Source organism: Streptomyces sp. NPDC051921 (assembly GCF_040680975.1).
In the GTDB taxonomy this organism is placed as follows: Bacteria; Actinomycetota; Actinomycetes; order Streptomycetales; family Streptomycetaceae; genus Streptomyces.
In genome coordinates this window covers 40021-64343 of the sequence record NZ_JBFAXU010000027.1, presented here as the reverse complement: position 1 = coordinate 64343, position 24323 = coordinate 40021, and the positions used below count along the sequence as shown (strand labels likewise).

Below are 24323 nucleotides of genomic sequence, written 5' to 3'. Positions count from 1 at the left end.
ACGCTTCAGGCTCCGACGCCCGGGTCGACGGGGAGCGTGCTCGTGTCGACGGTCAGCTGCCCGATGCCGGTCTCCACGGTGACGGTCTTGCCGTAGGGGATGGTGTCCCGGCCGAGGTAGCCGTCGGGGCCGGGGTTCGCGTTGTCCTGGTCCAGCGGGATGGCCACATCGCTGAGGAAGCCCCACTCATCCGACAGCTGGGCCTCCAGCGCGTTCCACACCCGCCGAATCGTCTGGGCGTGGTGCGGCTTCAGCGGACTCATCACGATGTTGCCCTCGACAATCTCCATCCGGTACCCGCGGAACATGTCCTCGAACCGGGCGAGCTGTGAGTGCAGGCGATCAGTCTCCGAGACGGTCACGTCGGCCTCCCTGTCCATGCACTCGATGGTAGGCCGCAACGTAGCGATCGGGTCGGGACACGAACGCGGAGACCGAAGGCAGCACGCACGATCGAGCTACACGGACAGCCCGCGCACCAGCAGGTCGAGCAGCGCACACAGGAACAGGGCGATCCCGATGAACCCGTTGACCGTGAAGAACGCCCGGTTCAGGCGGGACAGGTCGTGCGGCTTCACGATCGAGTGCTCGTAGCAGAACGCCGCCACCACGATCACCAGGCCCACCCAGAAGAACGCGCCCGCCTGCGTCGCCAGCGCGTACCAGACCAACAGACCGGTGGTCACGACCGCCGAGGCCCGCGCACCCCACAGGGCTGCCGGAACCCCGAAGCGGGCCGGGACTGACATGACGCCTTCCGCGCGGTCCGCCTGGACGTCCTGGCAGGCGAAGATCAGGTCGAAGCCGCCGATCCAGATGCCCACCGCGAGGCCCAGGATCACCGCGTCCCAGGACCACTCGCCGGTCACGGCGAGCCAGGCGCCGATGGGGCCGATGGACTGGGCGAGGCCGAGGATCGCGTGCGGGAAGTTCGTGAACCGCTTGCCGTACGGATAGACCACCATCGGGATGACGGCGAGCGGCGCGAGCGCCAGGCAGAGCGGGTTGAGCAGGGCCGCCGCGCCGAGGAAGACGACGACGGCGACGCCCGCGCCGGTCCACGCCGACCGCACCGACACCGCGCCCGTCACCAGCTCCCGGTTCGCGGTGCGCGGGTTGCGGGCGTCGATCTCGCGGTCGATGATCCGGTTGCAGGCCATGGCGAAGGTCCGCAGACCCACCATGCACACGGTCACCAGGAACAGCGTCCACCAGTGGATCTTCTTGTCCAGCTGGTACATCGCGGTGAGCGAGGCGATGTACGCGAAGGGCAGCGCGAAGACCGAGTGCTCGATCATCACGAGGCGGAGGAAGGCTTTCGTGCGGCCCGGCTGCGCGCCGGGCACCGCTGCCGTGGTCACAGGCCGTACTCCTTCCAGCGGCGGTCCACCAGGGCCGCCGTCGCCGGGTCCGACTCGACCATGTCCGGCCAGCCGCCGTCCCGGGTGTAGCCCTCCTCGGGCAGCTTCTTCGTCGCGTCGATGCCGGCCTTGCCGCCCCAGAACTGCTGGTACGAGGCGTGGTCCAGGTGGTCCACCGGGCCCTCGACGACCGTGAGGTCGCGGGCGTAGTCGGTGTTGCCGAGGGCGCGCCAGGACACCTCGTGGAGGTCGTGGACGTCGCAGTCCTTGTCCACCACGATGATCAGCTTGGTCAGCGACATCATGTGCGCGCCCCAGATGGCGTGCATGACCTTCTGGGCGTGCTTCGGGTACTTCTTGTCGATCGAGACGATCGCGCAGTTGTGGAAGCCGCCCGACTCCGGCAGGTGGTAGTCCACGATGTCCGGCACGATGATCTTGAGGAGTGGCAGGAAGAAGCGCTCCGTGGCGCGGCCCAGCGGTCCGTCCTCGGTCGGCGGGCGGCCGACCACGATCGACTGGAGCAGCGGGCGTCGCCGCATGGTGATGCAGTCGATCTTCAGGGCGGGGAACGGCTCCTGCGGCGTGTAGAAGCCGGTGTGGTCACCGAAGGGCCCCTCGGGCAGCATCTCGCCCGGCTCCAGCCAGCCCTCGATCACGACCTCCGCCTGGGCCGGGACCTGGAGCGGGACCGTCTTGCAGTCGACCATCTCGATCCGCTTGCCCTGCACGAAGCCGGCGAAGAGGTACTCGTCGATGTCGCCCGGCAGCGGCGCCGTCGAGGCGTAGGTGACGGCCGGCGGACAGCCGAAGGCGATGGCGACGGGCAGCCGCTCCCCGCGCTCCGCGGCCACCGCGTAGTGGTTGCGGCTGTCCTTGTGGATCTGCCAGTGCATGCCGATGGTGCGCTTGTCGTGGCGCTGGAGCCGGTAGAGGCCGAGGTTGCGGACCCCGGTCTCCGGGTGCTTGGTGTGGGTCAGGCCCAGGTTGAAGAAGGAACCGCCGTCCTTCGGCCACGTGAAGAGCGCGGGCAGCTCGTCCAGGTCGACGTCGTCGCCGGTGAGCACGACCTCCTGGACCGGGGCGTCCCCGGACTTCACCTTCTTCGGCGGCACGTGGACCATCGAGCCCAGCTTGCCGAAGGCCTCCCGGACCCCGACGAAGCCGTGCGGCAGCTCCGGCCTGAGCAGCCCGCCGATCTTCTCGCTGATCTCCTCGTAGGACTTCAGGCCCAGCGCCTTGAGGAGCCGCCGGTCCGTCCCGAAGACGTTCATGGCGAGCGGCATGGCGGAGCCCTTGACGTTCTCGAAGAGCAGCGCCGGGCCTCCCGCCTTGTTCACGCGGTCGACGATCTCCCCGACCTCCAGGTACGGGTCGACTTCGGCCTTGATGCGCTTGAGGTCGCCTTCGCGCTCGAGGGCCCTGAGCAGCGAGCGGAGATCGTCGTAAGCCATAGGGGTCAGTATCGGTCACCGGCTAGGCTGGGGCCGTCACCGGGGCCGCCGAAACGCGCTCCCGCCACCGCTTCCAGGGGGCTGTCCCACATGCTCAGGGCACTGATGTACATCCTGCCGCTGGCGCTGACGATCTACGCGTTCATCGACTGCCTGAACACCCCCGAGGACGAGGCCAAGCACCTGCCCAAGGTGGTCTGGGTCATCATCATCCTGCTCTTCTGGATCGTCGGCCCGATCGTGTGGTTCGCGGCCGGCAAGATGCGCCGGGCGCCGGCCGGCGGCCGCACGCCCAGCGAGTGGCACCGCAACCACCGGCACGAGTGGGTCGCCCCGGACGACAACCCCGAGTTCCTCAAGTCGCTCCGTGAGGAGAACAAGAAGGACGAGTCCCTCCTCAAGGACTGGGAGGCCGACCTCCGCCGCCGCGAGGAGGAGCTGAAGCGCCGCGAGCAGGAGCGGGGCGAGGAGAAGGACGGCTGATGGAGCTGCGGCTCCTCGTCACCTTCGAGAAGGTCGCCACGGTCCTCTCCTTCACCCGGGCCGCCGCCGAGCTCGCGTACGCGCAGTCCAGCGTCACCGCGCAGATCCGCGCCCTGGAGGCCTCGCTGGGCACCGAGCTCTTCGAACGGCTCGGCTCCCGCATCCGGCTCACCGAGGCCGGCGAGCGCCTCCTGCCGTACGCCCGGCAGATCATCGCGCTCACCGAGGAGGCCAGGACCGCGGTCACGGCCGGCGGTGAGCCGACCGGCACGATCGCCGTCGGCACCATGGAGTCGCTGACCTCCTACCGGCTGCCGCCGCTCCTGGAGCTCTTCCACCACCGCTATCCCGGGGTGCGGCTCGCGCTGCGCCCGACGCTCGGCGACGCGACCCGGCAGGCCCTGCGCCAGGGGACGTACGACCTGGGCCTGCTGATGGAGCGGGAGACCGAGCACGAGGGCCTGGAGAGCGAGGTCCTGGCGGAGGAGCCGCTGGTCCTGGTGGCCGCGCCGCGGCACCCGCTGGCGGGACGGACCGGCCTGACGGCCGCGGACCTGGCGGCCACCGGCCTGGTGGGCACGGAGCCGGGCTGCGCCTACCGCGACCTCTTCGAGGCGGAACTGGCGCCGTACGGGCCGGTCTTCACCGAGTACGGCACGATCGAGGCGAGCAAGCGGGGCGTGGCCGCCGGGCTCGGCATCGCGCTGCTGCCCCGGATCACCGTCGCTGCGGAACTGGCGTCCGGGGCACTGGTGGCGCTGGACTGGGAGCCGCCGTTCACTCTGTTCACGCAGATCGCGTGGCGGCGGGGGAAGCGGCTTCCGGCGCATGTGCGCCTGTTCGTGGAGCAGACGCGACGACTCGTCCGCGAGGAGCCCCCGCCAGGGTCACCCTGAGGCTCGCCAGCACGATCAGCGGGACGCCGAGGGCCTGCACGAGGCCGATGTGGTGTCCGTACACGGCCCAGTCGGCGAGCATCGCGACGGCCGGGTAGGTGAAGGCGAGCACGGCGATCCGGGCGGTGGGCAGCTTGGCGTAGGCCGCGTACATCAGCACGTACATGACCCCGGTGTGGATGATCCCGAGACCGGCCAGCCAGCCCCACCCGGCCCCGAGCCGCCCGGCGGCGCCGAAGTCGGCGAAGGGCAGCAGGAGCGGGATGCCGACGGTGACCTGGACGAGCGCGACGAGATGGGGCCTGACGCCGCTGATCCGCTTGGTGACGATCGTCGACAGCGCGTAGAGCACGGCGGCGCCGAGGGCGAGCCCGAGCCCCTGGAGGGAGGCGGTGTCCCCCGGCCGTACGCCGGACACGAGCACGAGCCCGGCGAAGGCGACACCGAGCCATCCCAGCTTCGCGGCGCTGATCCGCTCCCGCAGGACGACCGCTCCGAGCAGCACGAGGAAGAACGGCTGCGTGTGGTAGACGACGGTGGCGAAGGAGATCGAGGTGGCCTCGTACGCTTCGAAGAGCAGCGCCCAGTTGAAGACGATGAACACCCCGCCGAGCACGGCGAGTCCCAGCTTCCGCGGGGTGAAACCGTGCCCGGTGAAGAAGCCGCGGGCCAGGCTGTACGCCCCGAGCGCGACGGCTCCGAAGAGGCACCGGAAGAAGACGACGTCGAACGGCGAGGCGCCCGACTCGACGACGAAGATGCCGAGGGTGCCGGAGAGCACCATGGCGAGGGTGAGTTCGACGGTTCCCCTGGTCTCGTTTCTCATGCCCCTGACGCTACGAACGGGCCCGGGGTGCGGTCCACGAGCCAGCGGGGCGTCCTGCCGATGGGCCCATCGGCCGGGCCGATGGGGCGGGGCGTCCCTCAGGAACGGGCGCCCTGCCCCTTGGCCCGCCGGGCGAGGCTGTCCTGGGAGGCGACGTACTTGATCATGAGACGGGCGAGCTCCAGGCGCTCGTGCTCGGTCCAGTCCGCGGTGATGAAGTCGTAGGCCGCACGCTGGTGGCGGCCGAAGCGGGCCATCAGCTCCCGTCCCTCGGGGCTGAGGTGAAGGACCGTGCGGCGGCCGTCCTGCTGGGAGGCGGCCCGGACGAGGTAGCCGGCCGAGATGCAGTCGGAGACCATGCGGCTGGCCACCGAAGGGTCCACTCCCAGGTGCCTGCCGACCGCGCCGACGGTGATCTCGCCGGTGTCCTCCTGCTCGGCGTCCAGGACGATCCTGAGCACCAGCGTGCGGCTCAGGTCCTTCTCGGAGATCGGGTCCTCGACCTCCAGGAGCGAGGAGCGCCGCAGCTTCCCGAAGGCCGGGCCCACGGCGTTCAGCAGTTCCTCCGCCGTCTCCGGCTCTCGCTTCGTCATGCCCTCCATCGTACAGACATAGATGACTTCATGAAGGCATGTGTTGACCAGCAAATGTGTGCATGCAAGCATGCATACGTCGAACGGCAGCCAACTGTGTCGGGCGGCGGAACACCCACGCACGTCGAACGAAGGAGCCTTCCCATGACCACTCTCGTCACCGGCGCCCGCGGCAAGGTCGGCCAGGGCCTCATCGCCCGCCTGCACGCCGCCGGTCACACCGTCCGCGCCGCCAGCGCGAACCCGGCCGAACTGACCGTCCCCGACGGCGTCGGGACCGTCGAGCTCGCCCTCGACCACCCCGAGGGCCTCGACGCCGCACTCCGCGGCGTCCGCCAGGTCTTCCTCTACCCCGAGCCCGTCGGCGTCCACGAGCTGATCAAGGCTGCCGAGACCGCCGGCGTCGAGCACGTCGTCCTGCTCTCCTCGGCCTCCGTCCTCGGCCCCGACGCCGAGACCGACCCGCTGGCGAGCCACAGCCTCACGGTCGAGCGCGCCCTCGCCGCTTCCGACCTCACCTGCACCTTCCTGCGGCCCGACGCCTTCGCCAGCAACTCCTTCGGCTGGGCGTACTTCATCGGCCGGTCGATGCCGGTCCAGCTCGCCTACCCCGACGCGCACATCGCGCCCATCCACCCCGAGGACATCGCCGACATCGCCTTCGAGGCCCTGACCGGCGAATCCCTCACCGGCCGCGCGATCACCCTCACCGGCCCCGAGTCGCTCACCTTCCGCGAGCAGCTCGCCGTCCTCGCCGACGCCGTCGGCCGCGCCGTCCCGGTCGAGCAGATCACCCGCGCCGAGGCCGAACGGCAGATGGGCCGCTTCATGCCCCCGGCCATGGTCGGCTCGCTGCTCGACCTGTGGGCCGCCGCCTCCCACGGCCCCGCCACCGTCGCCGACACCACCGAGACCCTGCTCGGCCGCCCCGCCCGCACCTACCGCCAGTGGGCCCGCGACAACGCCGGAGCCTTCGCCGCGCAGCACTGACCGCCCGGCACCGACCACGTCCGGTCAGCCGACCGCCCCCCGCACCTCCCCTTCCCGGAGACAGACAACCGCCCATGTCCCTCACCCGCGCCGCCGCCGAGGCCGCCGCCCCGCCCGACACCGACCGCCGCCGGTGGGCCGTGCTCGCCGTCGTCCTGTTCGCCGCGGTCCTCGACCTCCTCGACGCCACCATCACCAACATCGCCGCCCCGACCATCGCCGCCGACCTGCGCGGCGGGGAGTCCCTCGTCCAGTGGCTGGGCGCCTCCTACGCCCTGTCCATGGGCGTCCTGCTGGTGGTCGGCGGCCGGCTCGGCGACAGGTACGGCCGCCGCCGGCTGTTCCTGACCGGCCTCACCGGCTTCACGCTCGCGTCCGTCGCCTGCGGACTCGCCTTCGACCCCGCCTCGGTCATCTGCTTCCGCCTGCTCCAGGGAGCCTTCGGCGCCCTGGTCATCCCGCAGGGCTTCGGCATCCTCGGCGCCGTCTTCCCGCCGAAGGAGATCGGCAAGGCGTTCGGCGTCTTCGCCCCCTGCCTCGGACTGTCGGCGATCAGCGGCCCGGTCCTCGCCGGCCTCCTCATCGACTCCTTCGGCTGGCGCTCCATGTTCCTGATCAACATCGCGCTCGGCGGCCTCGCGATCGTCCTCGCCGCCCGGCTCCTGCCCCGCGACACCGGCGACCGGACGGTGACCCTCGACGGTCCCGGCTCCGCCCTGCTCGCCGCCACGATGCTCGGACTGCTGCACGGACTGATCGACGGCGCCGCGCACGGCTGGACCCGCGGCCCGGTCCTCTCCCTCGCCGCCGGCGCCGCCTTCTTCGGCCTGTTCTGCCTGCGGCAGCGCCGCGCCGCCGCCCCGCTCGTCGAGCCGTCGCTGCTGCGCAACCGCGGCTTCACCTCCGGGCTGATCCTCGGCCTCGTCTTCTACGCCGCGGTCGCCGGCCTCCTCTTCGTCCTGTCCCTGTACCTCCAGGACGGACTGCACCGCTCGCCGACCGGCGCCTCTCTCGGTCTCGCCCCCGTCGCCGCCGGCATCGTCGTCGCCTCGATCGCCGCGCACCGCCTCAAGGCCCGCCTCGGCCGCACCCTGATCCTCGTCGGCCTGCTGCTCACGCTCGCCGGCACGCTGGCCCTGCTCGCCCTGGTGCAGGCCACCACCCCGACGGCCTGGACGCTGCTCGTCCCGGTGTTCGTCACCGGCCTCGGCCTCGGCACCTGCTTCGGCACGATCTACGAGATCACGCTGGGCGACATCGCCCCCGGGGAGTCCGGCAGCGCCTCCGGTGCGCTGTCCGCCGTCTCCCAGCTCGCCAACAGCATCGGCGCCGCCGCCGTCACCACCGTGTACTTCCGCACCTCCAGCGCCACCGCGGACGCCGTCGGCCGCAGTCTCGCCCTGGTCGCCGCCGCCGTCCTCGTCTGCTGCGCCCTGGTCCGCCTGCTGCCCCGCGCGGCGCAGCCCCGCCACCACCAGGCGTGACACCGCCCCCCGCCGGGGAAGAGTCCAGGACATGGACGAGAAAGAGGCGCGCCGCCGGCTCGCCACCGCGCTCGACGAGGCGCGGGCCGGGCTCGCCGAGGGCGGCATCCCGATCGGGGCGGCGCTGTACGGGTCCGACGGTGCGCTGCTCGGACGCGGGCGCAACCGGCGGGTGCAGGACGGGGACCCGTCGGCGCACGCGGAGACGGACGCCTTCCGGGCAGCGGGGCGGCAGCGCTCGTACCGGGGGACGACGATGGTGACGACCCTCTCGCCGTGCTGGTACTGCTCCGGGCTCGTCCGGCAGTTCGGGATCTCGCGGGTGGTGGTCGGGGAGGCACGGACCTTCCACGGCGGCCACGACTGGCTCGCGGAGCACGGCGTCGAGGTGCTGGTGCTCGACGACCCCGAATGCGCCGCCCTGATGCGTGGGTTCATCGAGGAGCACCCCGCCCTGTGGAACGAGGACATCGGCGATGACTGAGGCGAGCCTTCCGACGATCGACCTGCGCCGGGACCCGGCCGGGCAGCTGCCCGCCGTGGACCGCGCCCTGCGGCAGGCCGGCTTCCTGCTCGTCAGCGGGCACGGCGTCGAGCGGGAGCTGCGCGCGGCCATCCGGGAGAGCGCCCGGACCTTCTTCCGGCTTCCCGCGGCCGTGAAGGAGCGGTACGCGGTGAAGGTCGGCGGCCGCGGCTGGCTGGGGCCGGGAGCGGAGGCCAACGGGTACGCGGAGGGCACGGCCACCCCGCCCGACCTGAAGGAGTCGCTGTCCTTCGCGGCCGAGGAGCCGACGGGGAACGCGGCCGTGGACGCCGAGTGGTTCCTGCCGAACACCTGGCCCGCCGAGGTGCCCGAGCTCAAGGCCCTGGTGGCGGAGTACCTGCGGCTGATGCGGGAGCTGTCCGACCGGGTCCTGGACCTGCTCGGGCTCGCGCTCGGCGAGCAGGCGGACTTCTTCACGCGGCACACCGGCCACCCCACCTTCGGCTTCAACGTGAACTGGTACCCGGGCCGGGAGCTCGTCGGCGAGCCCGAGCCGGGGCAGTTCCGCATCGGCCCGCACACGGACTTCGGCACGGTCACGATCCTCGACCGGCAGGCCGGGAAGGGCGGGCTGCAGGTGTACACGGAGGCGGCCGGCTGGCAGGACGCGCCCTGGGACCCGGAGGCGTTCACGGTGAACATCGGCGACCTGATGGCCGGGTGGACCGGCGGGCGCTGGCGCTCGGGACGCCACCGGGTGCTGCCGCCGCCGGCGGACGCGCCGGCCGAGGAGCTGATGTCGCTCGTCTACTTCTACGAGTGCGATCCCGGCACCACCATCAACGGCATCGAGTCCCACGCGTACCTGCGCGCACAGCTCGACGCGATCACCGCCGGGTGACGACTCCGCACCACCTGCCGAAAAGCCTGGCCGAAGCACAACTCCCCGTCGATAATTCGGACTTGAGGATGTGACGGGGCACGTCTGGTGGGGATCCAGGGGGTGGCGGGTGGACAGAGTCCTTTACGGCCGCGAGGCGGTGTTCCATCGCACGGGGCTCGCCGCGCGCCTGATCGGGCTCGACGGGGAGTCGCTCGCCCGCGTCCCGTACGAGCACGGCGACGACCCGCCCGTGGTGGTCTTCACCGGCGGGCGCGGCATGGGCAAGACGGCGCTGCTCAAACAGCTGCGCAACGCGTACAAGGGGGCCACTCCGCTCGCGTACCTCGACTGCGCGCACATCGAGCCGCCCGCCGACCACGGGCCCGGCTGGACCGAGCGCACCGGGGCGCTCGCCGAGCTCGCCGTGCAGCTGTCGCCGCGGGTCACCGGGGCGAAGCCGGTCCAGTTCCCCCGGCTCTCGCTGGGGCTGGTCGCCGTCGCCTCGCTCGGCTGGACGCAGGAGGACGAGGAGCGGGCCCAACGCGACCTGCAGCGGCTCGGGCCGGTGCTCTCCACCGTCGACGCCACCAAGGGCGCGGCGACCAACTGGGTCACCAAGGTCCTCACGAAACTCGCCGCCACCTTCGCCGATGCCGCCGCCCCGCTCGCCGGGCTGCTCGCCGAGGCGACGGTCGAGACGGTCCTGGAGGAGGTCTTCGGCCGGGTCCAGCAGAAGTCCGAGAACTGGTACGGGAGTTACCGCAACGCCGGCGGGCGCGGCAAGGCCGGTCTGCAGCAGCTCGCCATCGACTTCGCGCAGGGCGACCGGCGCCGCCAGGAGGCCGAGGACTTCCTGGTCGGCGCGCTCGTCGAGGACCTGGGCCAGGCCTACAAGGGCCTCACCCGGGTCGGCACCCGGCGCGGACGGCCCGTCCTGCTGCTGGACAACGCGCACGGCGAACTGGGCCGCCGGCTGGTCGAACCGATCCTGCGTGCCCGCCACGACGGCCGCCGCGACAAGATCGTCGTCCTCGCCGGCTCCCGGGTCCACGAGCACGAGGGCATGCGCCACGCCCACCGGCTGAGGCTCCCCGAGACCGCCCACCGGGCGCCCGCCCCGCGCGGCGGCGACGTCACCTCCGGCATCCTCGCCGTCGAGCTCACCCCGCTCTCCCCCACCCAGACCCAGTCCGCCTTCGACCGCCTCGACCCCTCCGGGCTCACCCCCGCCGAACTGGCCCGCGGCGTCCACCGGCTCACCGGCGGCCGGCCGCTCGGCGTGATGCTGCTCGGGCAGGCCGCCGCCGAGGCCCCGCGCGCCGAGCGGGCCCGGCTCACCCCCGCCGCCCTGCTCGACCTGACCGTGGAACTGCGCGAGGACGCCCGGCCCGTGCCCGTCGCGCCCGCGCTGCTCGGCGCGCTCCTGCCGCACCCCCGCCTGGAGCCGTTCACCGTGCTCGCCGCCGCCCACGACGAGGAGTCGGCCCGGCTGCTCGCCCGCACCCGGCTGCACACCGAGTCCCGCGACGGCGACATGGCACTGCGGGTCCGCGACCAGCTGCGCGCCGAGGACTGGCCCGAGGGCCCCGAACACTTCGTCGCCGACCCGCTGCTGCGCGCCCTGCTGCTGCACCGGCTGCGCTTCGAGGACGCCGACCACCCGCGCCACGCGGCCTGGCGCGCGGTCCACGAGACGCTGCACCGGCACTACCGGCGCGACGCGGACCTGCCGTACCGGCTGCACCACGAACTCGCCCTGGGCCGCGCCGAGGACGCCGTGGCCCATCTGCGGAGCACGTTCACCGACCCGGACGTGGTGGGCTGGCTGGGCCGGCTCCGCTTCATCGCCTCCGCCCCGTACCCGCGCGACCCGCACGCCGCCGGGCCCGACCCGCGCCGTGCCGCGGCGCTCGGCCGGGACGTGCCCGACCGGCTGCCGGACGGGCTCGACGCCGAGGCGACCGCGCTCCACCTGTCCGTACGGCGCCTGCTGCACGCCGTATGGCTGCTGACCGATCCGCTCGCCCTGCCCGACGGCGAGGTCGCCGAGAAGCTGGCGCACGAGCTGCGCCAGCTGTCCGGCCGCCATCTGACGGGCAACAGCCCCCTGTGGGACGCGGCCACCCACTGGCCGAGGGACATCCACGCCTGGCGTCGGCTCTCGCTGCCGCCCGGCCGCGAGGACGGAGTCTGAGCCGATGCCCGACCGGCTGCGCAACCGCTACCTCTACACCCCACGGCAGAAGTTCTTCGCCGCCCTGCTGGCCCTGATCGTCGTCGGGCTGCCGCTCGGCTGGGCCGTCAAGCGGGCGACGACTCCGGAGGACCGTTCCTGCGCGCCGGGCGTCGCCCGCCCGCAGGGCTCCGACGAATGCGTCGGCGTCAACGGCCAGGACGGCTACGCCTTCGGCGTGCCCGAACTCGCCGAGGTGGCCGGGCTCATCAGCCGCGAGAACGCCACGCTCACGGCCGACGAGTACGCCACCGTCGCCGTCCTGCTGCCACTGACCTCCCCCGACCCCGGCATGCGCGTCAAGGTCCTGCACGAGGTGCAGGGCGCGTACGCCCGCCAGTTCCGGGCCAACCACGAGTCCAACAGCGAGACGCCGAAGATCCGGCTCGTGCTCGCCAACACGGGCCGCAACAACGCCCACTGGCAGACCACCGTCGAGCAGCTGAAGACCATGACCGCCGCCCCGCACCGGCTGCGCGCGGTCACCGGCGTCGCCACCTCCTCCGCCGAGATACGCCAGGCGGTGGCCGCGCTCACCGGCGCGGGCATCGCCGTGGTCGGCACCACCATCACGGCCGACGACATCGCCAACGGCCCCGGACCGGGCCACAACCGCTTCCCGGGCCTCGCCCGCGTCTCCCCCACCAACGGCGACGAGGCCAAGGCCCTCGCCCACTTCGGCAAGGTGGACGCGGCCAAGGCGCTGCTCGTCCAGGACACCCGCACCGGCGACCACTACACCGACACCCTCAAGTCGGCCTTCGCCGGCTCCCTCAAGGGCGCTCCCTACGAACCGCAGCTCTTCACCTCGCCCGCCGACCCCACCGACGAGGGCACCACCGCCAACACCTTCCGGCAGATCACCCACCTCATCTGCGACACCCGCGCCGAGACGGTCTTCTTCGCCGGCCGGCACACCCAGTTGCGCCAGTTCATCAACGCCCTGGGCGCCCGGGGCTGCGCCGAGCGCGCCTTCACCGTCCTCACCGGCGACGAGGGCTCCTACCTGGGCGCCGACAGCAAGCTCAACCGCCAGGCCCTCAGGTCCAGGCTGACCGTCCGCTACGCCTCCCTCGCCCACCCGGACGCCTGGCTCCCGGCGCCCGGCCGGACGGTCCCGGCGACGGGCGGTTCGACGGTCGCGTACAAGACCTTCGTGACGGACATCGCCCGCGCCGCGCAGAAGCCGGTCGCGCTCGCCGACGGACAGGCCATCGTCGCGTACGACGCGATGGCGGCCGCGGTCCACGCGATCCGCCAGGCCACCCCGGACGGTGCCGCCTACCCCGAGCTCGCCGACGTCGCCACCCAGTGGCCGCAGGTCAAGGGTTCGCTGCGGGTGCAGGGCGCGAGCGGCTGGATCTGCCTGGACAACTTCGGCAACCCGTACAACAAGGCCGTCCCCGTCGTGGAGCTGGCCCAGGACGGCTCCCAGCGCTTCGTCGCCATCGCCTGGCCGGAGGGCGGACCGCCCGCGGCGAGCTGCCTGCCGCCGCGGAGGGGCTGAGCCGACGGGCGGGCCGCCGGGGGGTGCCCCGTCGATCAGCCGGGACCGGCCACGAGTCCGGCACGTTCGGCGGACCGCCCCCTACGGTTCCCACTTGGGCCAGGGCGCGTCGTCCCGCTCGTACAGCTCCCGCAGCTCGCGCCAGCGGTCCGGCGTCCAGTCGCGCCAGTCCGTGGGGTGCCCGTCCAGCGCCCGGGCGAGCCGCTCCAGGTGCTCGTGCCACCCGGCCAGCATGTCCAGCTTCGCCCCGCGCGTGCCGCTGAACTCCGCCGTGAAACGCAGCACGGTCGACGCGCCGTGGTCCGGGCCCGGCTCCAGATGGAAACGGATCCGGCCGTGCGGCGGGTCGACCGTGTACTCGGCGACGTACTCGGGGTCCCACGCGGTCACCCGGCCCGAGACGACCGTTTCGCTGTTCAGCCAGCGCAGGGTGACCTGCCCTCCCAGCCGCGGCTCCAGCGGGTCCGCCGCGCAGAGCCAGGCGGGCAGCCCCTCGGGGGTGGCGACGGCGGCCCACACCACGATCGCCGGGTGCGGGAGCTCGACCGTGTACCTCAGCAGGTGCTCGTCGCCGTCGCGGGTCTCGCTCCTGCCCCGGGGTATCTCGCTCATACCTCCAGCGTGGCCCCGGGGCCGTCCGGCCGCGAGCTCAGCTCGCCGGCCCGTCCGGTCACACGCCCGCGTAGGAGTGCTTGCTGCTGACGAAGATGTTGACGCCGTAGTAGTTGAAGAGGAAGCAGCCGAAGGCGATGAGCGCGATGTACGCGGCCTTGCGGCCCTTCCAGCCGGCGGTGGCGCGGGCGTGCAGGTACGCGGCGTAGCCGACCCACGTGATGAAGGACCAGACCTCCTTGGCGTCCCAGCCCCAGTAGCGGCCCCACGCGTCGCCGGCCCAGATGGCGCCCGCGATGATCGTGAAGGTCCACAGCGGGAACACGGCCGCGTTGACCCGGTAGGCGAACTTGTCGAGGCTGGCCGCGGCGGGCAGCCGCTCCAGGACGGAGCGGGCGAAGGACCCCGGGTTGCCGCCGGTCGCCAGCTTGTTCTCGTACGAGTCGCGGAAGAGGTAGAGCAGGGTGGCGACCGCGCCCAGGTAGAACACGGCGCCGCAGAAGATCGCGGTGGAGACGTGGATCCACAGCCAGTACGAGTCGAGCGCCGGGACCAGCTGGTCGCTGGGGGTCTTCAGCCAGGTGACGGCCATGCCCAGGTCGAGCAGGACGGTGGTGACCAGCGGCAGACCGATCCAGCGGACGTTCTTCTTGGCGACCAGGAAGCCGAGGTACGCGCCGACCGCCACCGTGGAGAAGGTGGTGGAGAACTCGTACATGTTGCCCCAGGGGGCCCGCTGCACGGAGAGCGCGCGGCTGACCACGCCGGCCGCCTCGACGAGGAAGGCGAGCGTCGTCAGCGACACCGCGATCCGGCCGTACAGGTCGCCCTTGACCGTGCCTCCGGCGGCGCCGGGACCGTCCGGGACGTCCCGGGCGCCGACCGCGGCGCGGGTGACCACCTTCGGCTTGTCGAGCACGGCGGTGCCGCCGGCGGCCGTCGTGACCTGCACGGTCACGGCCGGAGCGGCGGCAGCCTGCGTGAGGGCGGCGGCGGTGCGGCCGACCTTGCTGCGGCTGCCGAACACCCACTCGGCGATGTGGGCGAAAAAGGCCAGCGTGTAGACGGCCATCGACGAGTAGACGAGCAGGTCGCTCAGCTGCGCCAGGCTCTCGTTGGTCTCGGCGGCGAGGATCACTTCTCAGCCCCTTCGGACTTTGCGGCAGGTGTGTCAGCGGGTTCTTCCGCCGGTTCTTCCGGAGCCGGCGGCGCGGTCGGCGCCTCGGCGTGGAGGGTGACCGCGAGCTCGGCCAGCTCCTCGGGCAGCTTGGCGGACTCGCTCCGGCCGAGGCCCGCCATCTCGACGACGGTCACGCCGTCCTCACCCCGTACGGCCCGGACCCAGACCCGGCGGCGCTGGATGAACAGCGAGCCGGCGAGTCCGGCGATGGCGGCGACCGCGCCGGCGAGGGCGAGGCCGTTGCCCGGCTGCTGGGAGATCTGGAAGCTCGCCCACTCCTTGATCTCCTTCTCGAAGGTGATCGAGCCCGCGCCGTCCGGCAGCGTCATGGTCTCGCCCGGCAGGAGGCGGTTGGCCTTCCCCGTGCCGCCGGTGACGGCGAACTGCTTCATCTTGGAGGTGTCGAGCTGGTACACGTTCTGCGGCAGTCCGGAGTTGACCCGCAGGTCGCCGTGGAAGCCCGTGAGCGCGATGACCGGGAAGTCGAGCGCCGGGAACTGCGAGAGCATCGTGCCCTTGCCGGCGCCCGCGAAGGTCGGCACGAAGAAGGCCTGGAAGCCCAGCTGCTCCTTCTTGCCGTTCTTGTCGCGGTAGCCGTCCATCACCTTGAGCGCGCCCGTCGAGGTGATGTTGTTGTCGATGGGCAGCAGCGGCACGGGGCCCCTGCTGACGACCTTGCCGCGTCCGTCGCGCACGGTGAGGACGGGCGCGTAGCCGTGGGCGATCAGATAGACCTTCGAGCCGCCGACCTTCAGGGGCTCGTTGACGCGGATGACCGTCTTCTTGTCCGGGCCGCCGCCCTCGGAGTACGACACGGCCGCCTCGAAGGTGCGCGGGGTGCCGCGCTGGGGGCCGTTCTTCTCGTACGTGCCGGTGAAACCGTCCAGCCGGAAGCTGAACGGCACCAGGTCGTCGGTGGAGAACTGGGAGCCGGACTTGAAGTCGTCGTACTGCGTGAGGGTGTTGGAGAACCCGTCGCCCTCGATGACCAGCTTGCCGCCCTCGGACTTGAACAGCTGGCCGACGGCGAAGGCGACGAGGATGACGATGAGCGCGACGTGGAAGAGCAGGTTTCCCGCCTCGCGCAGATAACCCTTCTCGGCGGCGACGGCGTCGCCCGCGGTCTCGGCCCGGAAGCGGCGCCGCTCGAGCATCGCGAGCGCGGCCCCCCGGACCTGCTCCGGCTGGGCCTCGGTGCGCCAGGTCGTGTACGCGGGCAGCCGGGTGAGCCGCTTGGGGGCGCCCGGCGGGCGCCCGCGCAGCTGGCCGACGAACTGCCAGGTCCGGGGCACGATGCAGCCGATGAGCGAGACGAACAGCAGGATGTAGATCGCGGAGAACCACACCGAGCTGTACACGTCGAAGAGCTGGAGCTTCTCGTAGACCGGCGTGAGGGTCTCGTGCGCGGCCTTGAACTGCTCCACCTTCAGCTCGTCCGCGCTGGCCTGCGGGATGAGCGAGCCCGGGATCGCGCCGAGGGAGAGCAGGAAGAGCAGGATCAGGGCGACCCGCATGGAGGTCAGCTGCCGCCAGAACCAGCGGATCCAGCCGATCACCCCGAGGGTGGGGCCGCCGATCACCGTCTCCTCGACGGGGGCGGTGGACAGCTGGGCCCCGGCCTCGCCGAGGCCGTCCCGCTGCTCCGTCGTTTCGGTCTTGCTCATGGATCAGATCCCCGGAGTGAAGTCGGCCGCCCAGGACTGCATCGCGGACACGATTCCGTCCCAGGCCCCGGTGACGAGCAGGAGTCCGGTGACGATCAGCATGATGCCGCCGGTGCGCATGACCCACACATAGTGCCGCTTCACCCAGCCGAAGGTGCCGAGCGCCCTCCGGAAGGCGACCGCCGTGAGGATGAAGGGCAGGCCGAGGCCCACGCAGTAGGCGACCGTGAGCAGCGCGCCCCTGCCCGCGCTGGCCTCGTTGGAGGCGAGCGCCAGTACGGCGGCGAGGGTCGGGCCGATGCAGGGCACCCAGCCCAGGCCGAAGAGCACCCCCAGCATGGGGGCGCCGAGCAGGCCGGTCACCGGGCGCTTGTGGAAGCGGAACTCGCGGCGGGTGAGCCAGGGCATCGCGCCCATGAAGAAGGCGCCCAGCAGGATGGTCAGTGCGCCCAGCACCTTGGAGATGATCTCGCGGTGCGTCTGCAGGGCGCTGCCGAAGCCGCCGAACAGGGCGCCGCCGGAGACGAACACGACGGTGAAGCCGAGCACGAACAGCGCGGCCCCGCCCGCCATGCGGCCGCGTCGGGCCTCGGCGAGGTCGGTGCCGGTGACCCCGGTCACGTAACTGAGGTAGCCGGGGACGAGGGGCAGGACGCAGGGGGAGAAGAAGGAGACGAGGCCTCCGAGCACGGCGATGGGCACCGCCAGGAGGAGCGCTCCGTTGAAGACCGTCTCGTTCACGTCACTTCTCCGCGACCAGCGGGTCGATCATGGACTTGAGCTTGGTCTCGTCGAGCGCCATGAGGGAGCGGGCGGCGATCTTGCCGTCCTTGTCGAGGACGATGGTCGAGGGGATGGCCTGCGGGATGAGGGACCCCTGGGGGAAGCCGTTGAGGATGATCTTCCCGGCGGGGTCGTACAGGCTCGGGTACTCGATCCCGAAGTCCTCCTCGAAGTTGACCGCCTCGTCCTTGCCGTCGTTCTCGCGGGTGTTGATCCCGACGAACTCGACGCCCTTGGCCTTGTACTCCTTGGAGACCTTCGCGAAGTGCGGGGCCTCGGCGCGGCACGGGCTGCACCAGGAGCCCCAGACGTTGAGCACCACGACCTTGCCCTTGAGGTCGGCGACGTCGAGCTGCTTGCCGTCGAGGGTCTCCCCGGCGATCGTCTTCGCCGCCTGGCGCTCGCCCTTGGCCACCGTGGCGATGCCGCCCGTGTTGGTCACGAAGTTGGTGCCACCGCCACCCCCCGACTTGCCCTTGGAGTCGGAGCTGCATGCGGTCAGCGCGAGCGCGGCCGCCACGATGGCGACTGCCGACAGGGCGCGACGGGGGGCACGGCTAACGGTCATGTGAAAAGTTTCGCATGGGCGATTCGCCGATCTTGGGCACCCCCACTACGTGCCCGTAACGCCCGTTGTCAAGATCGTCTAAGCCGGTCGGAGGAACGCGTTCCAGCCGCCCGCCGGGGACTGTCCGACCTCCAGCGTACGCAGCTTGGCGAGGATCTTCGGGTCCTGGACGTCCAGCCAGTCGCAGAACTGCCTGAAGGAGACGAGCCGGACGTCCTTCTTGCCGGCCATCCCCTTGAGCGCCTCCTCGACGGCGTCCATGTAGATGCCGCCGTTCCACTGCTCGAAGTGGTTGCCGACGTAGAAGGGGGCGCGGTTGGACTCGTAGGCGCGGGTGAAGCCGGCGAGGTACGCCTCGGTGGCCTGCTTGCGCCAGCCGGGGTAGCGCGAGGGCATGCCCTTGGTCGAGTTCCTCGACTGGTTGGCGAGCATGTTGTAGTCCATCGACAGGACCTCGAAGGAGTGCCCGGGGAACGGCACGGCCTGCAGCGGCAGGTCCCAGAGGCCACCGCGCTTGACCGGCCACATCTGGCGGCCGCCGGGCGAGCTGGCGTCGTAGCGCCAGCCGAGCCGCTTGGCGGTGGGCAGCAGGTTGTCCTGGCCGAGCAGGCAGGGAGTACGGCCGCCGACGAGCTCCTTGGTGTAGTCGAAGGGCAGCGGGTCGAGGTCGGTCCAGCCGCTGTGGGTCTTCCACTTCGTGACGAAGCCGATGGCCTGGTCGATCTCGTTCTGCCAGTCGGCGGGGGTCCAGTTGCCGACGGAGCCGGAGCCGCCGCAGAAGTGCCCGTTGAAGTGGGTGCCGATCTCGTGGCCCTCCAGCCAGGCCTGGCGCACGTACTTCAGGGTCTGCTTGACGTGGTCGTCGGTCAGGTAGCCGATGTCGGAGGCGCCGACGCGGTTGTTCGGCGGGCGGTAGAGGTCCTTCTTCGACTCGGGCAGGAGATAGATCCCGGAGAGGAAGAAGGTCATGGCCGCGTCGTGGTTCTTGGCGAGCTCCAGGAAGCGCGGGAAGAGGCCGTTGCCGACCTCGCCGGCGCCGTCCCAGGAGAAGATCACGAACTGCGGCGGGGTCTGACCGGGTTCGAGCGGCACGGGGGTGTCGGGCTGGTTGGGCTGCTTTCCGGTGTCGGCGGTGGAACCGTCACCGAGGGGACGCCCGTCGTCCTTGGTGGGCGTGGCGGTGACGTCCGCACCACCGGCGTCGCCCCCCCGCCCCGGACCGGAACGCCCCTTCTTGTCCTCTCCGTTGGTGCTGCAGCCCGTGACGCCGGCCACTCCCAGCGCCGCGGCCGCACCAACTCCCGCCCCGAGAAGCCTCCTCCTGCTGATCCGACTGATCTCGCGCATGACATCCCCATTCGCGCTTGACGTATGACCTCAACGTCATCCAAACCGACAATGAGTGAGATGACGGGAGGAACACGGAGGTTCCGGGAAATAGCACAAAAATTTCAGGGCGACCGGATGTTCATCCGATCGCCCTGATGATGGAGCGGGAAGTACGGCGCCCGCTACGCCCCGAACGCCTTCGCCTTGCCCTTGACCGGCTTGGCACCGGCGCGCAGGTGCACCGGCACCAGATCGAGGGCCGGCTCGCTGTACCCGACCGACACGATCCTGTCGCCCTGGTACGTGAACGAGGTCAGCGAGGCCAGCGTGCACTGCCGGCGCCGCGGGTCGTGCCACAGCCGGCGCTTCTCCACGAAGCTGCGCACGATCCAGATCGGCAGCTGGTGGCTCACGCAGACCGCCTCGTGGCCGCGTGCCGCGTCCTTCGCCGCGTCCAGCGCGCCCATCATGCGCACGACCTGCTCGACGTACGGCTCGCCCCAGGACGGCTTGAACGGGTTGGTGAGGTGCTTCCAGTTCCCCGGCTTGCGCAGCGCTCCGTCGCCCACGCCGAAGGTCTTGCCCTCGAAGACGTTCCCGGCCTCGATCAGCCGTCCGTCCGTGGCCAGGTCCAGCCCGTGCGCCTTGGCGATCGGGGTCGCCGTCTCCTGCGCGCGCTCCAGCGGCGAGGCGACGACATGGGTGACGTCCCGGCCGGCCAGGTGCTCGGCGACGCGGTCGGCCATCTGCCGCCCCAGCTCGGACAGGTGGTAGCCGGCCCGGCGCCCGTAGAGCACGCCGTCCGGGTTGTGCACCTCGCCGTGCCGCATCAGGTGGACGACGGTGATGTCGCCGTTGGACCCGCTCATGCCGTGGCCTCCGCGGCGGCGCGGGCGGCGGCCGGCAGGGCGGCGGCGATGCGCTCGACCGCCCGCTCGTCATGGGCCGTGGACACGAACCAGGACTCGAAGGCCGACGGCGGCAGGTAGACGCCGTCCGCGAGCATCGAGTGGAAGAAGGCGTTGAAGCGGAAGGCTTCCTGCTTCTTCGCGTCGTCGTAGTTGCGCACCTCGTCGGCGGTGAAGAAGACGGAGAACATGTTGGACGCGGTCTGCAGCCGGTGCGCCACGCCCTCCTTGGTGAGCGCGTCGGAGACGAGCCCCTGGATCTCCCGGGAGACGCTGTCGACCTTCTCGTACGCGGCGGCGTCGAGCAGCCGCAGCTGCGCGAGCCCGGCCGCGGTGGCGATCGGGTTGCCGGAGAGGGTGCCGGCCTGGTAGACGGGCCCGGCCGGGGCGAGGTGCCCCATGACGTCGGCGCGCCCGCCGAACGCGGCCGCCGGGAAGCCGCCGCCCATGACCTTGCCGAAGGTCATCAGGTCGGGCTTCACGCCGTCGACGCCGTACCAGCCGGCCCGGGAGGTCCGGAACCCGGTCATGACCTCGTCGGAGATGTAGAGCGCCCCGTTCTTCGCACAGGCGTCCTTGAGCCCCTGGTTGAAGCCGGGGAGCGGCGGGACGACGCCCATGTTGCCCGGCGAGGCCTCGGTGATCACACAGGCGATCTCGCCCGGGTAGCGGTGGAAGGCCTCGTGCACGGCCTCCAGGTCGTTGTACGGCAGCACGATCGTGTCCCCGGCCTGCGCGCCGGTCACTCCGGGCGTGTCGGGCAGTCCGAAGGTGGCCACACCGGAGCCGGCGGCGGCGAGCAGCGCGTCCACGTGCCCGTGGTAGCAGCCGGCGAACTTGACGACCTTGGCCCGCCCGGTGAACCCACGGGCCAGCCGGATCGCCGACATGGTCGCCTCGGTACCGCTGGAAACCAGCCGAACCTGCTCGACGGGCTCGATCCGCGAGACGATCTCCTCGGCGAGCGCGACCTCGCCCTCGCCCGGGGTGCCGAACGACGTCCCGCGCGCCACGGCCGCCTGCACGGCCGCGGTCACCTCCGGGTGCGCGTGGCCGAGGATCATCGGCCCCCACGAGCAGACCAGGTCGACGTACTCACGACCGTCCGCGTCGGTGAGGTACGGACCGGTACCGGACACCATGAACCGGGGCGTACCGCCCACGGCTCGAAAGGCTCGCACCGGAGAGTTCACGCCGCCGGGCGTCACGAGGGAGGCGCGGTCGAAAAGCGTCTGTGAGACTGGGGCTTCGTATGAATACGGCACTGTGATCCTGACCTGCGAGAACGACGTCGTGTACGAAGGGGCGGAGGGAGAACGGACGGGGGGACGGTGTGGGCACCCTGTGGATTACGCCGGGGCGTCTGTCCTCCGCGTCTGCGAAACTGGGGCGTCATAGGGATGGCTCACGGAATCCATGGTGTCAGAGGCCACGGCGATCTTGCGGACAGGTGTTTCACCGCACGACCGCGGGGGAGGTCACTGTCACGATGATCGGGCCGCGCGGCGGAGACGCGCGGCCTGGAACAGCAGTCGGGTGGAGATATGCATCGCGGTGGCGGACCGGGCGAGGGGACTGACGACCTGGGTCCCGACCCTGTCCGGCGGGGGCGGCACCGGCGCCGGAGGACGGAAGAGCCGAGGGCCAACGAACCGCGGACGGGCGGGGACGGCCCCAGGGGCGGCGACGCGCCGAGGGGCGCGGAGGCGCCGAGAGGCGGAGACATGTTCCGGCCGGGCGAGTCGCGAGGCGAGCCACGGGGCCCCGAGACACGGCCCGGCGACCCGCGGGGCGAGCAGCGGCCGCACCCGCGGTCCGACGCACGCGGCGACACGCGGCCCGACGCCCGCTTCGAGAGCAGGTCCGACGCACGGCCCGAGCCGCGAGGCGACGTCCGTCCCGAGCCGAGGAGCGACGTGCGTCCCGAGTCGAGAGCCGATGGTCGGCCCGATGCGCGGGCCGAGGCGAAGCCCGCAAACGCGGCCTCCGACGAGCCCGCGCGCCCCGGGGACCAGCCGGGCAACCAGCCGGCGGACGAGTCCCGCCTCGGCCGCGCCCGTGCCCGGCGGGCACGCGCGGCCCGCGAGGCCGGACCGACGGAGGACTCGACAGCGGGCGGGGGGAGCGGGCTGAATGGCCTGAACAGCCTCCGCAGGCTGAGTGGTCCGAGTGGCGGGAGTGGCGGGAGTGGCCGGTTGGGGGTGACGTACAAGTACTTCGGCGCGCCCGACGGCGCGACGGCGGCCCGCGTCCCGATCTCGATGCGCCCCGAGGAACTGGGCGGCGACGAGCTCGGCATGGGCGGCATGTTCACCAAGATCAAGCCGGAGACCATAGCCGCGATGGTCCTCACCGGCATCCAGGGCATGCCCCTGCACAAGGTCCCGCCGCTGGAACTGGTCGTCCTGCACCCCGACTACGCCGTGGTGAAGCTCCCCATGACCGTCGTCGACCCGCTCCGCGGCATCGGCGAGGAGTCGGTCGGCGCCGCCGCCTTCATCTGGTCCACGGTCCCGGACCGCGGCGGCCCCCAGGACGCCTTCAACGTCTACCAGCTGCTGCACGAGTGGCAGGACTTCAGCCACCGGCTGCACGAGGCCGGGCACCAGCCGTACTGCCTGGTGTGGCCGTGACCCCAGCCATGATGCCGCTCTGCTGAAGACGGACCGGGAGACCGGGGCCACGGGACCAGGGGGACTGCTCCACGATGGGGCGCGTTACGGGCACGACTGATGCCTGCCCGGATCCCCAGGACGACGACCACGCGCCCGACCGGCAGGACGTGATCGTCCTCAGCCGGTATCCGACCGGCCGGGAACCGGCAGTCTCGGGACGGGTGACCGAGGACCACATCCACCTGTGCGCGGAGGAGGTCGAACTGACCGCCCCGCAGGTACGGGAACGCCTCGCCCACTGCGGCCCGTTGTTCCACCTGACCTTGCCGCCCCACGAGGAGTCCGTATGAGGTTCAACTCCGGCAACCGGCCGTACCAGGAACAGCGGGTCGACCCGCCGGGCGACCTCGACTGGCGGCAGGAGGGCGACGACTGGGTCGCCACGGCGACCTGCCCCGCCTGCGGCCACCCCACCGAAAAGGAGCTGGTCGACCTCGTACCCGGCACCGTCACCAAGGGCCTGCCCTGGGGGCGGAAGAAGCCCGAGGTGCGCCTGGACCGGACGATGGACTGCCGTTGCAGCATCACCCACCGGGGCGCCGAGGAGCGCCACGGCTGCGGGGCCAACTGGAAGGTGCGGATCCCCGGCGAGGCCACGACGTGACCACGCCTCCGCCGCCGCCCCCTCGTCTGACCCGCCGTGCCGCCAGGGACGCCGCCGAGCAGCGCCTCTTCGACATGCGTCAGTCGCAGCTCGACATCGCCCGGCGCCAGGCCGAGGGCTGGCGGAACTTCCTCGCCACCGCCACCGCCCTGCTCGCCGCCGTCCTCGTCCTCAAGGGCCGGGAGAACGTCGCCGAGCTGCCCACCCTGTACCGGATCGTCGTCGTCTCGTTGATGGCGCTCGGGCTGTCGGCCCTGCTGACCTCCGCGTTCACGGCCGCCTCGGCGGCCCACGGACGGCCCGGTGACTCGCTCAGGCTCGCCGACGGCGAGGAGCTGCTGCACTGGGAGAAGGCGGAGAGCACCCGCGTGGCCGCCGGGGTCGACCGGGCCCGCTGGCTCGCCGTCCTCGGTGTCGTCCTCACCGCCGCCGGCGTGCTGACGACCTGGATGGCGCCCGCCGGCGAGAAGGACGGCGGCGCGTCCGTGTCCGTGCACACCCGCGACGGGGTCATCTGCGGGGAGCTGGTCGAGCTCGACGGCAAGGGCGTCACGGTGAAGGTCAAGGCCGCCGGCGGGAAGGGCGGGGACGGCGGTAAGGATGCGAAGGGCAAGGACGCCTTGCGGCGGCTCGACTGGGGCACGCAGGCCGTGAGCGCCACCCCCACCCGCTCCTGCTGACCCCGTCGGCGCCGTCCCCCGTACGTCACGTCGACCGTGAGGCCGCGGCCTCCGCCTTCGCCCGTTCGCGGGCCGAGACGTTTCGGCACCAGGGTCTCGCCGAGCCGCGTGCTGTCCAACGGACGT

At 71.8% G+C, this 24323-nt stretch carries 25 protein-coding genes; 12 read left to right on the top strand and 13 right to left on the bottom strand.

Going from position 1 to position 24323, the window contains the following annotated elements; genetic code table 11:
- Positions 1-5: 5 nt before the first annotated feature.
- The 3 genes from AB0M16_RS30385 to AB0M16_RS30375 form a co-directional block, all read right to left on the bottom strand.
- Positions 6-380, bottom strand: a complete 375-nt coding sequence (locus AB0M16_RS30385; RefSeq protein ID WP_365348597.1) for a hypothetical protein — start codon at positions 378-380, stop codon at positions 6-8.
- Between the two features lie 78 nt (positions 381-458).
- Positions 459-1361, bottom strand: coding sequence for a menaquinone biosynthesis prenyltransferase MqnP (gene mqnP / locus AB0M16_RS30380; RefSeq protein WP_365348595.1), 903 nt, complete (start codon positions 1359-1361; stop codon positions 459-461).
- Positions 1358-2815, bottom strand: coding sequence for a menaquinone biosynthesis decarboxylase (locus AB0M16_RS30375; protein ID WP_365348593.1), 1458 nt, complete (start codon positions 2813-2815; stop codon positions 1358-1360). The genes mqnP and AB0M16_RS30375 overlap by 4 nt, the downstream gene beginning before the upstream one ends.
- Before the next feature lie 90 nt (positions 2816-2905).
- Here AB0M16_RS30375 and AB0M16_RS30370 point away from each other — a divergent pair, with 90 nt between their 5' ends.
- Together AB0M16_RS30370 and AB0M16_RS30365 are read left to right on the top strand one after the other, a co-directional pair.
- A complete protein-coding gene (locus AB0M16_RS30370; RefSeq protein ID WP_365348591.1) occupies positions 2906-3298 on the top strand; it encodes a PLD nuclease N-terminal domain-containing protein in 393 nt (130 codons plus the stop codon).
- On the top strand, positions 3298-4194 hold the full coding sequence (locus tag AB0M16_RS30365; protein WP_365348589.1) for a LysR family transcriptional regulator: 897 nt from the start codon (positions 3298-3300) through the stop codon (positions 4192-4194). Before AB0M16_RS30370 ends, AB0M16_RS30365 begins: the two co-directional genes overlap by 1 nt.
- Here the strand turns inward: AB0M16_RS30365 and AB0M16_RS30360 are convergent.
- Positions 4085-5020 carry a DMT family transporter gene (locus AB0M16_RS30360; RefSeq protein WP_365348587.1) on the bottom strand — a complete coding sequence of 312 codons (936 nt, stop codon included), beginning with the start codon at positions 5018-5020 and terminating at the stop codon, positions 4085-4087. The genes AB0M16_RS30365 and AB0M16_RS30360 overlap by 110 nt on opposite strands.
- Before the next feature lie 98 nt (positions 5021-5118).
- On the bottom strand, positions 5119-5613 hold the full coding sequence (locus AB0M16_RS30355; protein ID WP_365348585.1) for a MarR family winged helix-turn-helix transcriptional regulator: 495 nt from the start codon (positions 5611-5613) through the stop codon (positions 5119-5121).
- A gap of 144 nt (positions 5614-5757) precedes the next feature.
- Here AB0M16_RS30355 and AB0M16_RS30350 point away from each other — a divergent pair, with 144 nt between their 5' ends.
- The 6 genes from AB0M16_RS30350 to AB0M16_RS30325 all read left to right on the top strand — a co-directional run bounded on the left by AB0M16_RS30350 (position 5758) and on the right by AB0M16_RS30325 (position 13194).
- Entirely contained in the window at positions 5758-6603 is an 846-nt protein-coding gene (locus tag AB0M16_RS30350) for an NAD(P)H-binding protein (RefSeq protein WP_365348583.1), read from the top strand.
- A gap of 74 nt (positions 6604-6677) precedes the next feature.
- Entirely contained in the window at positions 6678-8087 is a 1410-nt protein-coding gene (locus AB0M16_RS30345) for a DHA2 family efflux MFS transporter permease subunit (RefSeq protein ID WP_365348581.1), read from the top strand.
- A gap of 31 nt (positions 8088-8118) precedes the next feature.
- Entirely contained in the window at positions 8119-8571 is a 453-nt protein-coding gene (locus AB0M16_RS30340) for a nucleoside deaminase (RefSeq protein WP_365348579.1), read from the top strand.
- Entirely contained in the window at positions 8564-9472 is a 909-nt protein-coding gene (locus tag AB0M16_RS30335) for a 2-oxoglutarate and iron-dependent oxygenase domain-containing protein (protein WP_365348577.1), read from the top strand. Before AB0M16_RS30340 ends, AB0M16_RS30335 begins: the two co-directional genes overlap by 8 nt.
- 109 nt (positions 9473-9581) lie before the next feature.
- Positions 9582-11648, top strand: a complete 2067-nt coding sequence (locus AB0M16_RS30330) for a hypothetical protein (RefSeq protein WP_365348575.1) — start codon at positions 9582-9584, stop codon at positions 11646-11648.
- 4 nt (positions 11649-11652) lie between these two features.
- Positions 11653-13194, top strand: coding sequence for a hypothetical protein (locus tag AB0M16_RS30325; RefSeq protein WP_365348573.1), 1542 nt, complete (start codon positions 11653-11655; stop codon positions 13192-13194).
- A gap of 81 nt (positions 13195-13275) precedes the next feature.
- On the opposite strand, the gene AB0M16_RS30320 is transcribed toward AB0M16_RS30325, so the two are convergent.
- The 8 genes from AB0M16_RS30320 to hemL form a co-directional block, all read right to left on the bottom strand.
- Positions 13276-13806, bottom strand: coding sequence for an SRPBCC domain-containing protein (locus tag AB0M16_RS30320; RefSeq protein WP_365348571.1), 531 nt, complete (start codon positions 13804-13806; stop codon positions 13276-13278).
- A 58-nt stretch (positions 13807-13864) separates the two neighbouring features.
- Complete coding sequence (ccsB, locus tag AB0M16_RS30315) at positions 13865-14944, bottom strand: c-type cytochrome biogenesis protein CcsB (RefSeq protein WP_365348569.1); 1080 nt, start codon at positions 14942-14944, stop codon at positions 13865-13867.
- Positions 14941-16650 carry a cytochrome c biogenesis protein ResB gene (locus AB0M16_RS30310; protein ID WP_365348567.1) on the bottom strand — a complete coding sequence of 570 codons (1710 nt, stop codon included), beginning with the start codon at positions 16648-16650 and terminating at the stop codon, positions 14941-14943. The genes ccsB and AB0M16_RS30310 overlap by 4 nt, the downstream gene beginning before the upstream one ends.
- A gap of 3 nt (positions 16651-16653) precedes the next feature.
- Positions 16654-17391, bottom strand: a complete 738-nt coding sequence (locus AB0M16_RS30305) for a cytochrome c biogenesis protein CcdA (RefSeq protein ID WP_365348565.1) — start codon at positions 17389-17391, stop codon at positions 16654-16656.
- 1 nt (position 17392) lies between these two features.
- A complete protein-coding gene (locus AB0M16_RS30300) occupies positions 17393-18001 on the bottom strand; it encodes a TlpA disulfide reductase family protein (RefSeq protein ID WP_365348563.1) in 609 nt (202 codons plus the stop codon).
- 78 nt (positions 18002-18079) lie between these two features.
- Positions 18080-19348: a hypothetical protein gene (locus AB0M16_RS30295; protein ID WP_365348561.1), complete on the bottom strand. Its 1269-nt coding sequence runs from the start codon at positions 19346-19348 to the stop codon at positions 18080-18082.
- Positions 19349-19512: 164 nt separating this feature from the next.
- Positions 19513-20199 (bottom strand): histidine phosphatase family protein, encoded by a 687-nt coding sequence (locus tag AB0M16_RS30290; protein WP_365348559.1) that lies wholly within the window; start codon positions 20197-20199, stop codon positions 19513-19515.
- The gene (gene hemL / locus AB0M16_RS30285) at positions 20196-21503 is read right to left on the bottom strand and encodes a glutamate-1-semialdehyde 2,1-aminomutase (RefSeq protein WP_365348557.1); all 1308 of its coding nucleotides are present in this window, start codon (positions 21501-21503) and stop codon (positions 20196-20198) included. The genes AB0M16_RS30290 and hemL overlap by 4 nt, the downstream gene beginning before the upstream one ends.
- Before the next feature lie 864 nt (positions 21504-22367).
- On the opposite strand from hemL, the gene AB0M16_RS30280 reads away from it, so the two are divergent.
- The 4 genes from AB0M16_RS30280 (at position 22368) to AB0M16_RS30265 (ending at position 24197) form a co-directional block, all read left to right on the top strand.
- A complete protein-coding gene (locus AB0M16_RS30280; protein WP_365348707.1) occupies positions 22368-22871 on the top strand; it encodes a hypothetical protein in 504 nt (167 codons plus the stop codon).
- 203 nt (positions 22872-23074) lie between these two features.
- A complete protein-coding gene (locus AB0M16_RS30275) occupies positions 23075-23203 on the top strand; it encodes a hypothetical protein (RefSeq protein ID WP_365348555.1) in 129 nt (42 codons plus the stop codon).
- Complete coding sequence (locus tag AB0M16_RS30270; RefSeq protein ID WP_365348553.1) at positions 23200-23517, top strand: hypothetical protein; 318 nt, start codon at positions 23200-23202, stop codon at positions 23515-23517. The genes AB0M16_RS30275 and AB0M16_RS30270 overlap by 4 nt, the downstream gene beginning before the upstream one ends.
- Complete coding sequence (locus tag AB0M16_RS30265) at positions 23514-24197, top strand: hypothetical protein (protein WP_365348551.1); 684 nt, start codon at positions 23514-23516, stop codon at positions 24195-24197. Before AB0M16_RS30270 ends, AB0M16_RS30265 begins: the two co-directional genes overlap by 4 nt.
- The last annotated feature ends 126 nt before the right edge of the window (positions 24198-24323 follow it).

Excerpts from the sequence above, each read along its gene's own strand:
- AB0M16_RS30340 (WP_365348579.1), top strand. The coding sequence starts at position 8,119 with ATGGACGAGAAAGAGGCGCGCCGCCGGCTCGCCACCGCGCTCGACGAG.
- AB0M16_RS30350 (WP_365348583.1), top strand. The coding sequence starts at position 5,758 with ATGACCACTCTCGTCACCGGCGCCCGCGGCAAGGTCGGCCAGGGCCTC.
- AB0M16_RS30335 (WP_365348577.1), top strand. The coding sequence starts at position 8,564 with ATGACTGAGGCGAGCCTTCCGACGATCGACCTGCGCCGGGACCCGGCC.
- AB0M16_RS30375 (WP_365348593.1), bottom strand. The coding sequence starts at position 2,815 with ATGGCTTACGACGATCTCCGCTCGCTGCTCAGGGCCCTCGAGCGCGAA.
- AB0M16_RS30345 (WP_365348581.1), top strand. The coding sequence starts at position 6,678 with ATGTCCCTCACCCGCGCCGCCGCCGAGGCCGCCGCCCCGCCCGACACC.
- AB0M16_RS30290 (WP_365348559.1), bottom strand. The coding sequence starts at position 20,199 with ATGAGCGGGTCCAACGGCGACATCACCGTCGTCCACCTGATGCGGCAC.
- AB0M16_RS30385 (WP_365348597.1), bottom strand. The coding sequence starts at position 380 with ATGGACAGGGAGGCCGACGTGACCGTCTCGGAGACTGATCGCCTGCAC.
- AB0M16_RS30365 (WP_365348589.1), top strand. The coding sequence starts at position 3,298 with ATGGAGCTGCGGCTCCTCGTCACCTTCGAGAAGGTCGCCACGGTCCTC.
- AB0M16_RS30360 (WP_365348587.1), bottom strand. The coding sequence starts at position 5,020 with ATGAGAAACGAGACCAGGGGAACCGTCGAACTCACCCTCGCCATGGTG.
- AB0M16_RS30355 (WP_365348585.1), bottom strand. The coding sequence starts at position 5,613 with ATGACGAAGCGAGAGCCGGAGACGGCGGAGGAACTGCTGAACGCCGTG.
- AB0M16_RS30325 (WP_365348573.1), top strand. The coding sequence starts at position 11,653 with ATGCCCGACCGGCTGCGCAACCGCTACCTCTACACCCCACGGCAGAAG.
- AB0M16_RS30320 (WP_365348571.1), bottom strand. The coding sequence starts at position 13,806 with ATGAGCGAGATACCCCGGGGCAGGAGCGAGACCCGCGACGGCGACGAG.
- AB0M16_RS30295 (WP_365348561.1), bottom strand. The coding sequence starts at position 19,348 with ATGCGCGAGATCAGTCGGATCAGCAGGAGGAGGCTTCTCGGGGCGGGA.
- AB0M16_RS30300 (WP_365348563.1), bottom strand. The coding sequence starts at position 18,001 with ATGACCGTTAGCCGTGCCCCCCGTCGCGCCCTGTCGGCAGTCGCCATC.
- AB0M16_RS30310 (WP_365348567.1), bottom strand. The coding sequence starts at position 16,650 with ATGAGCAAGACCGAAACGACGGAGCAGCGGGACGGCCTCGGCGAGGCC.
- AB0M16_RS30270 (WP_365348553.1), top strand. The coding sequence starts at position 23,200 with ATGAGGTTCAACTCCGGCAACCGGCCGTACCAGGAACAGCGGGTCGAC.
- AB0M16_RS30370 (WP_365348591.1), top strand. The coding sequence starts at position 2,906 with ATGCTCAGGGCACTGATGTACATCCTGCCGCTGGCGCTGACGATCTAC.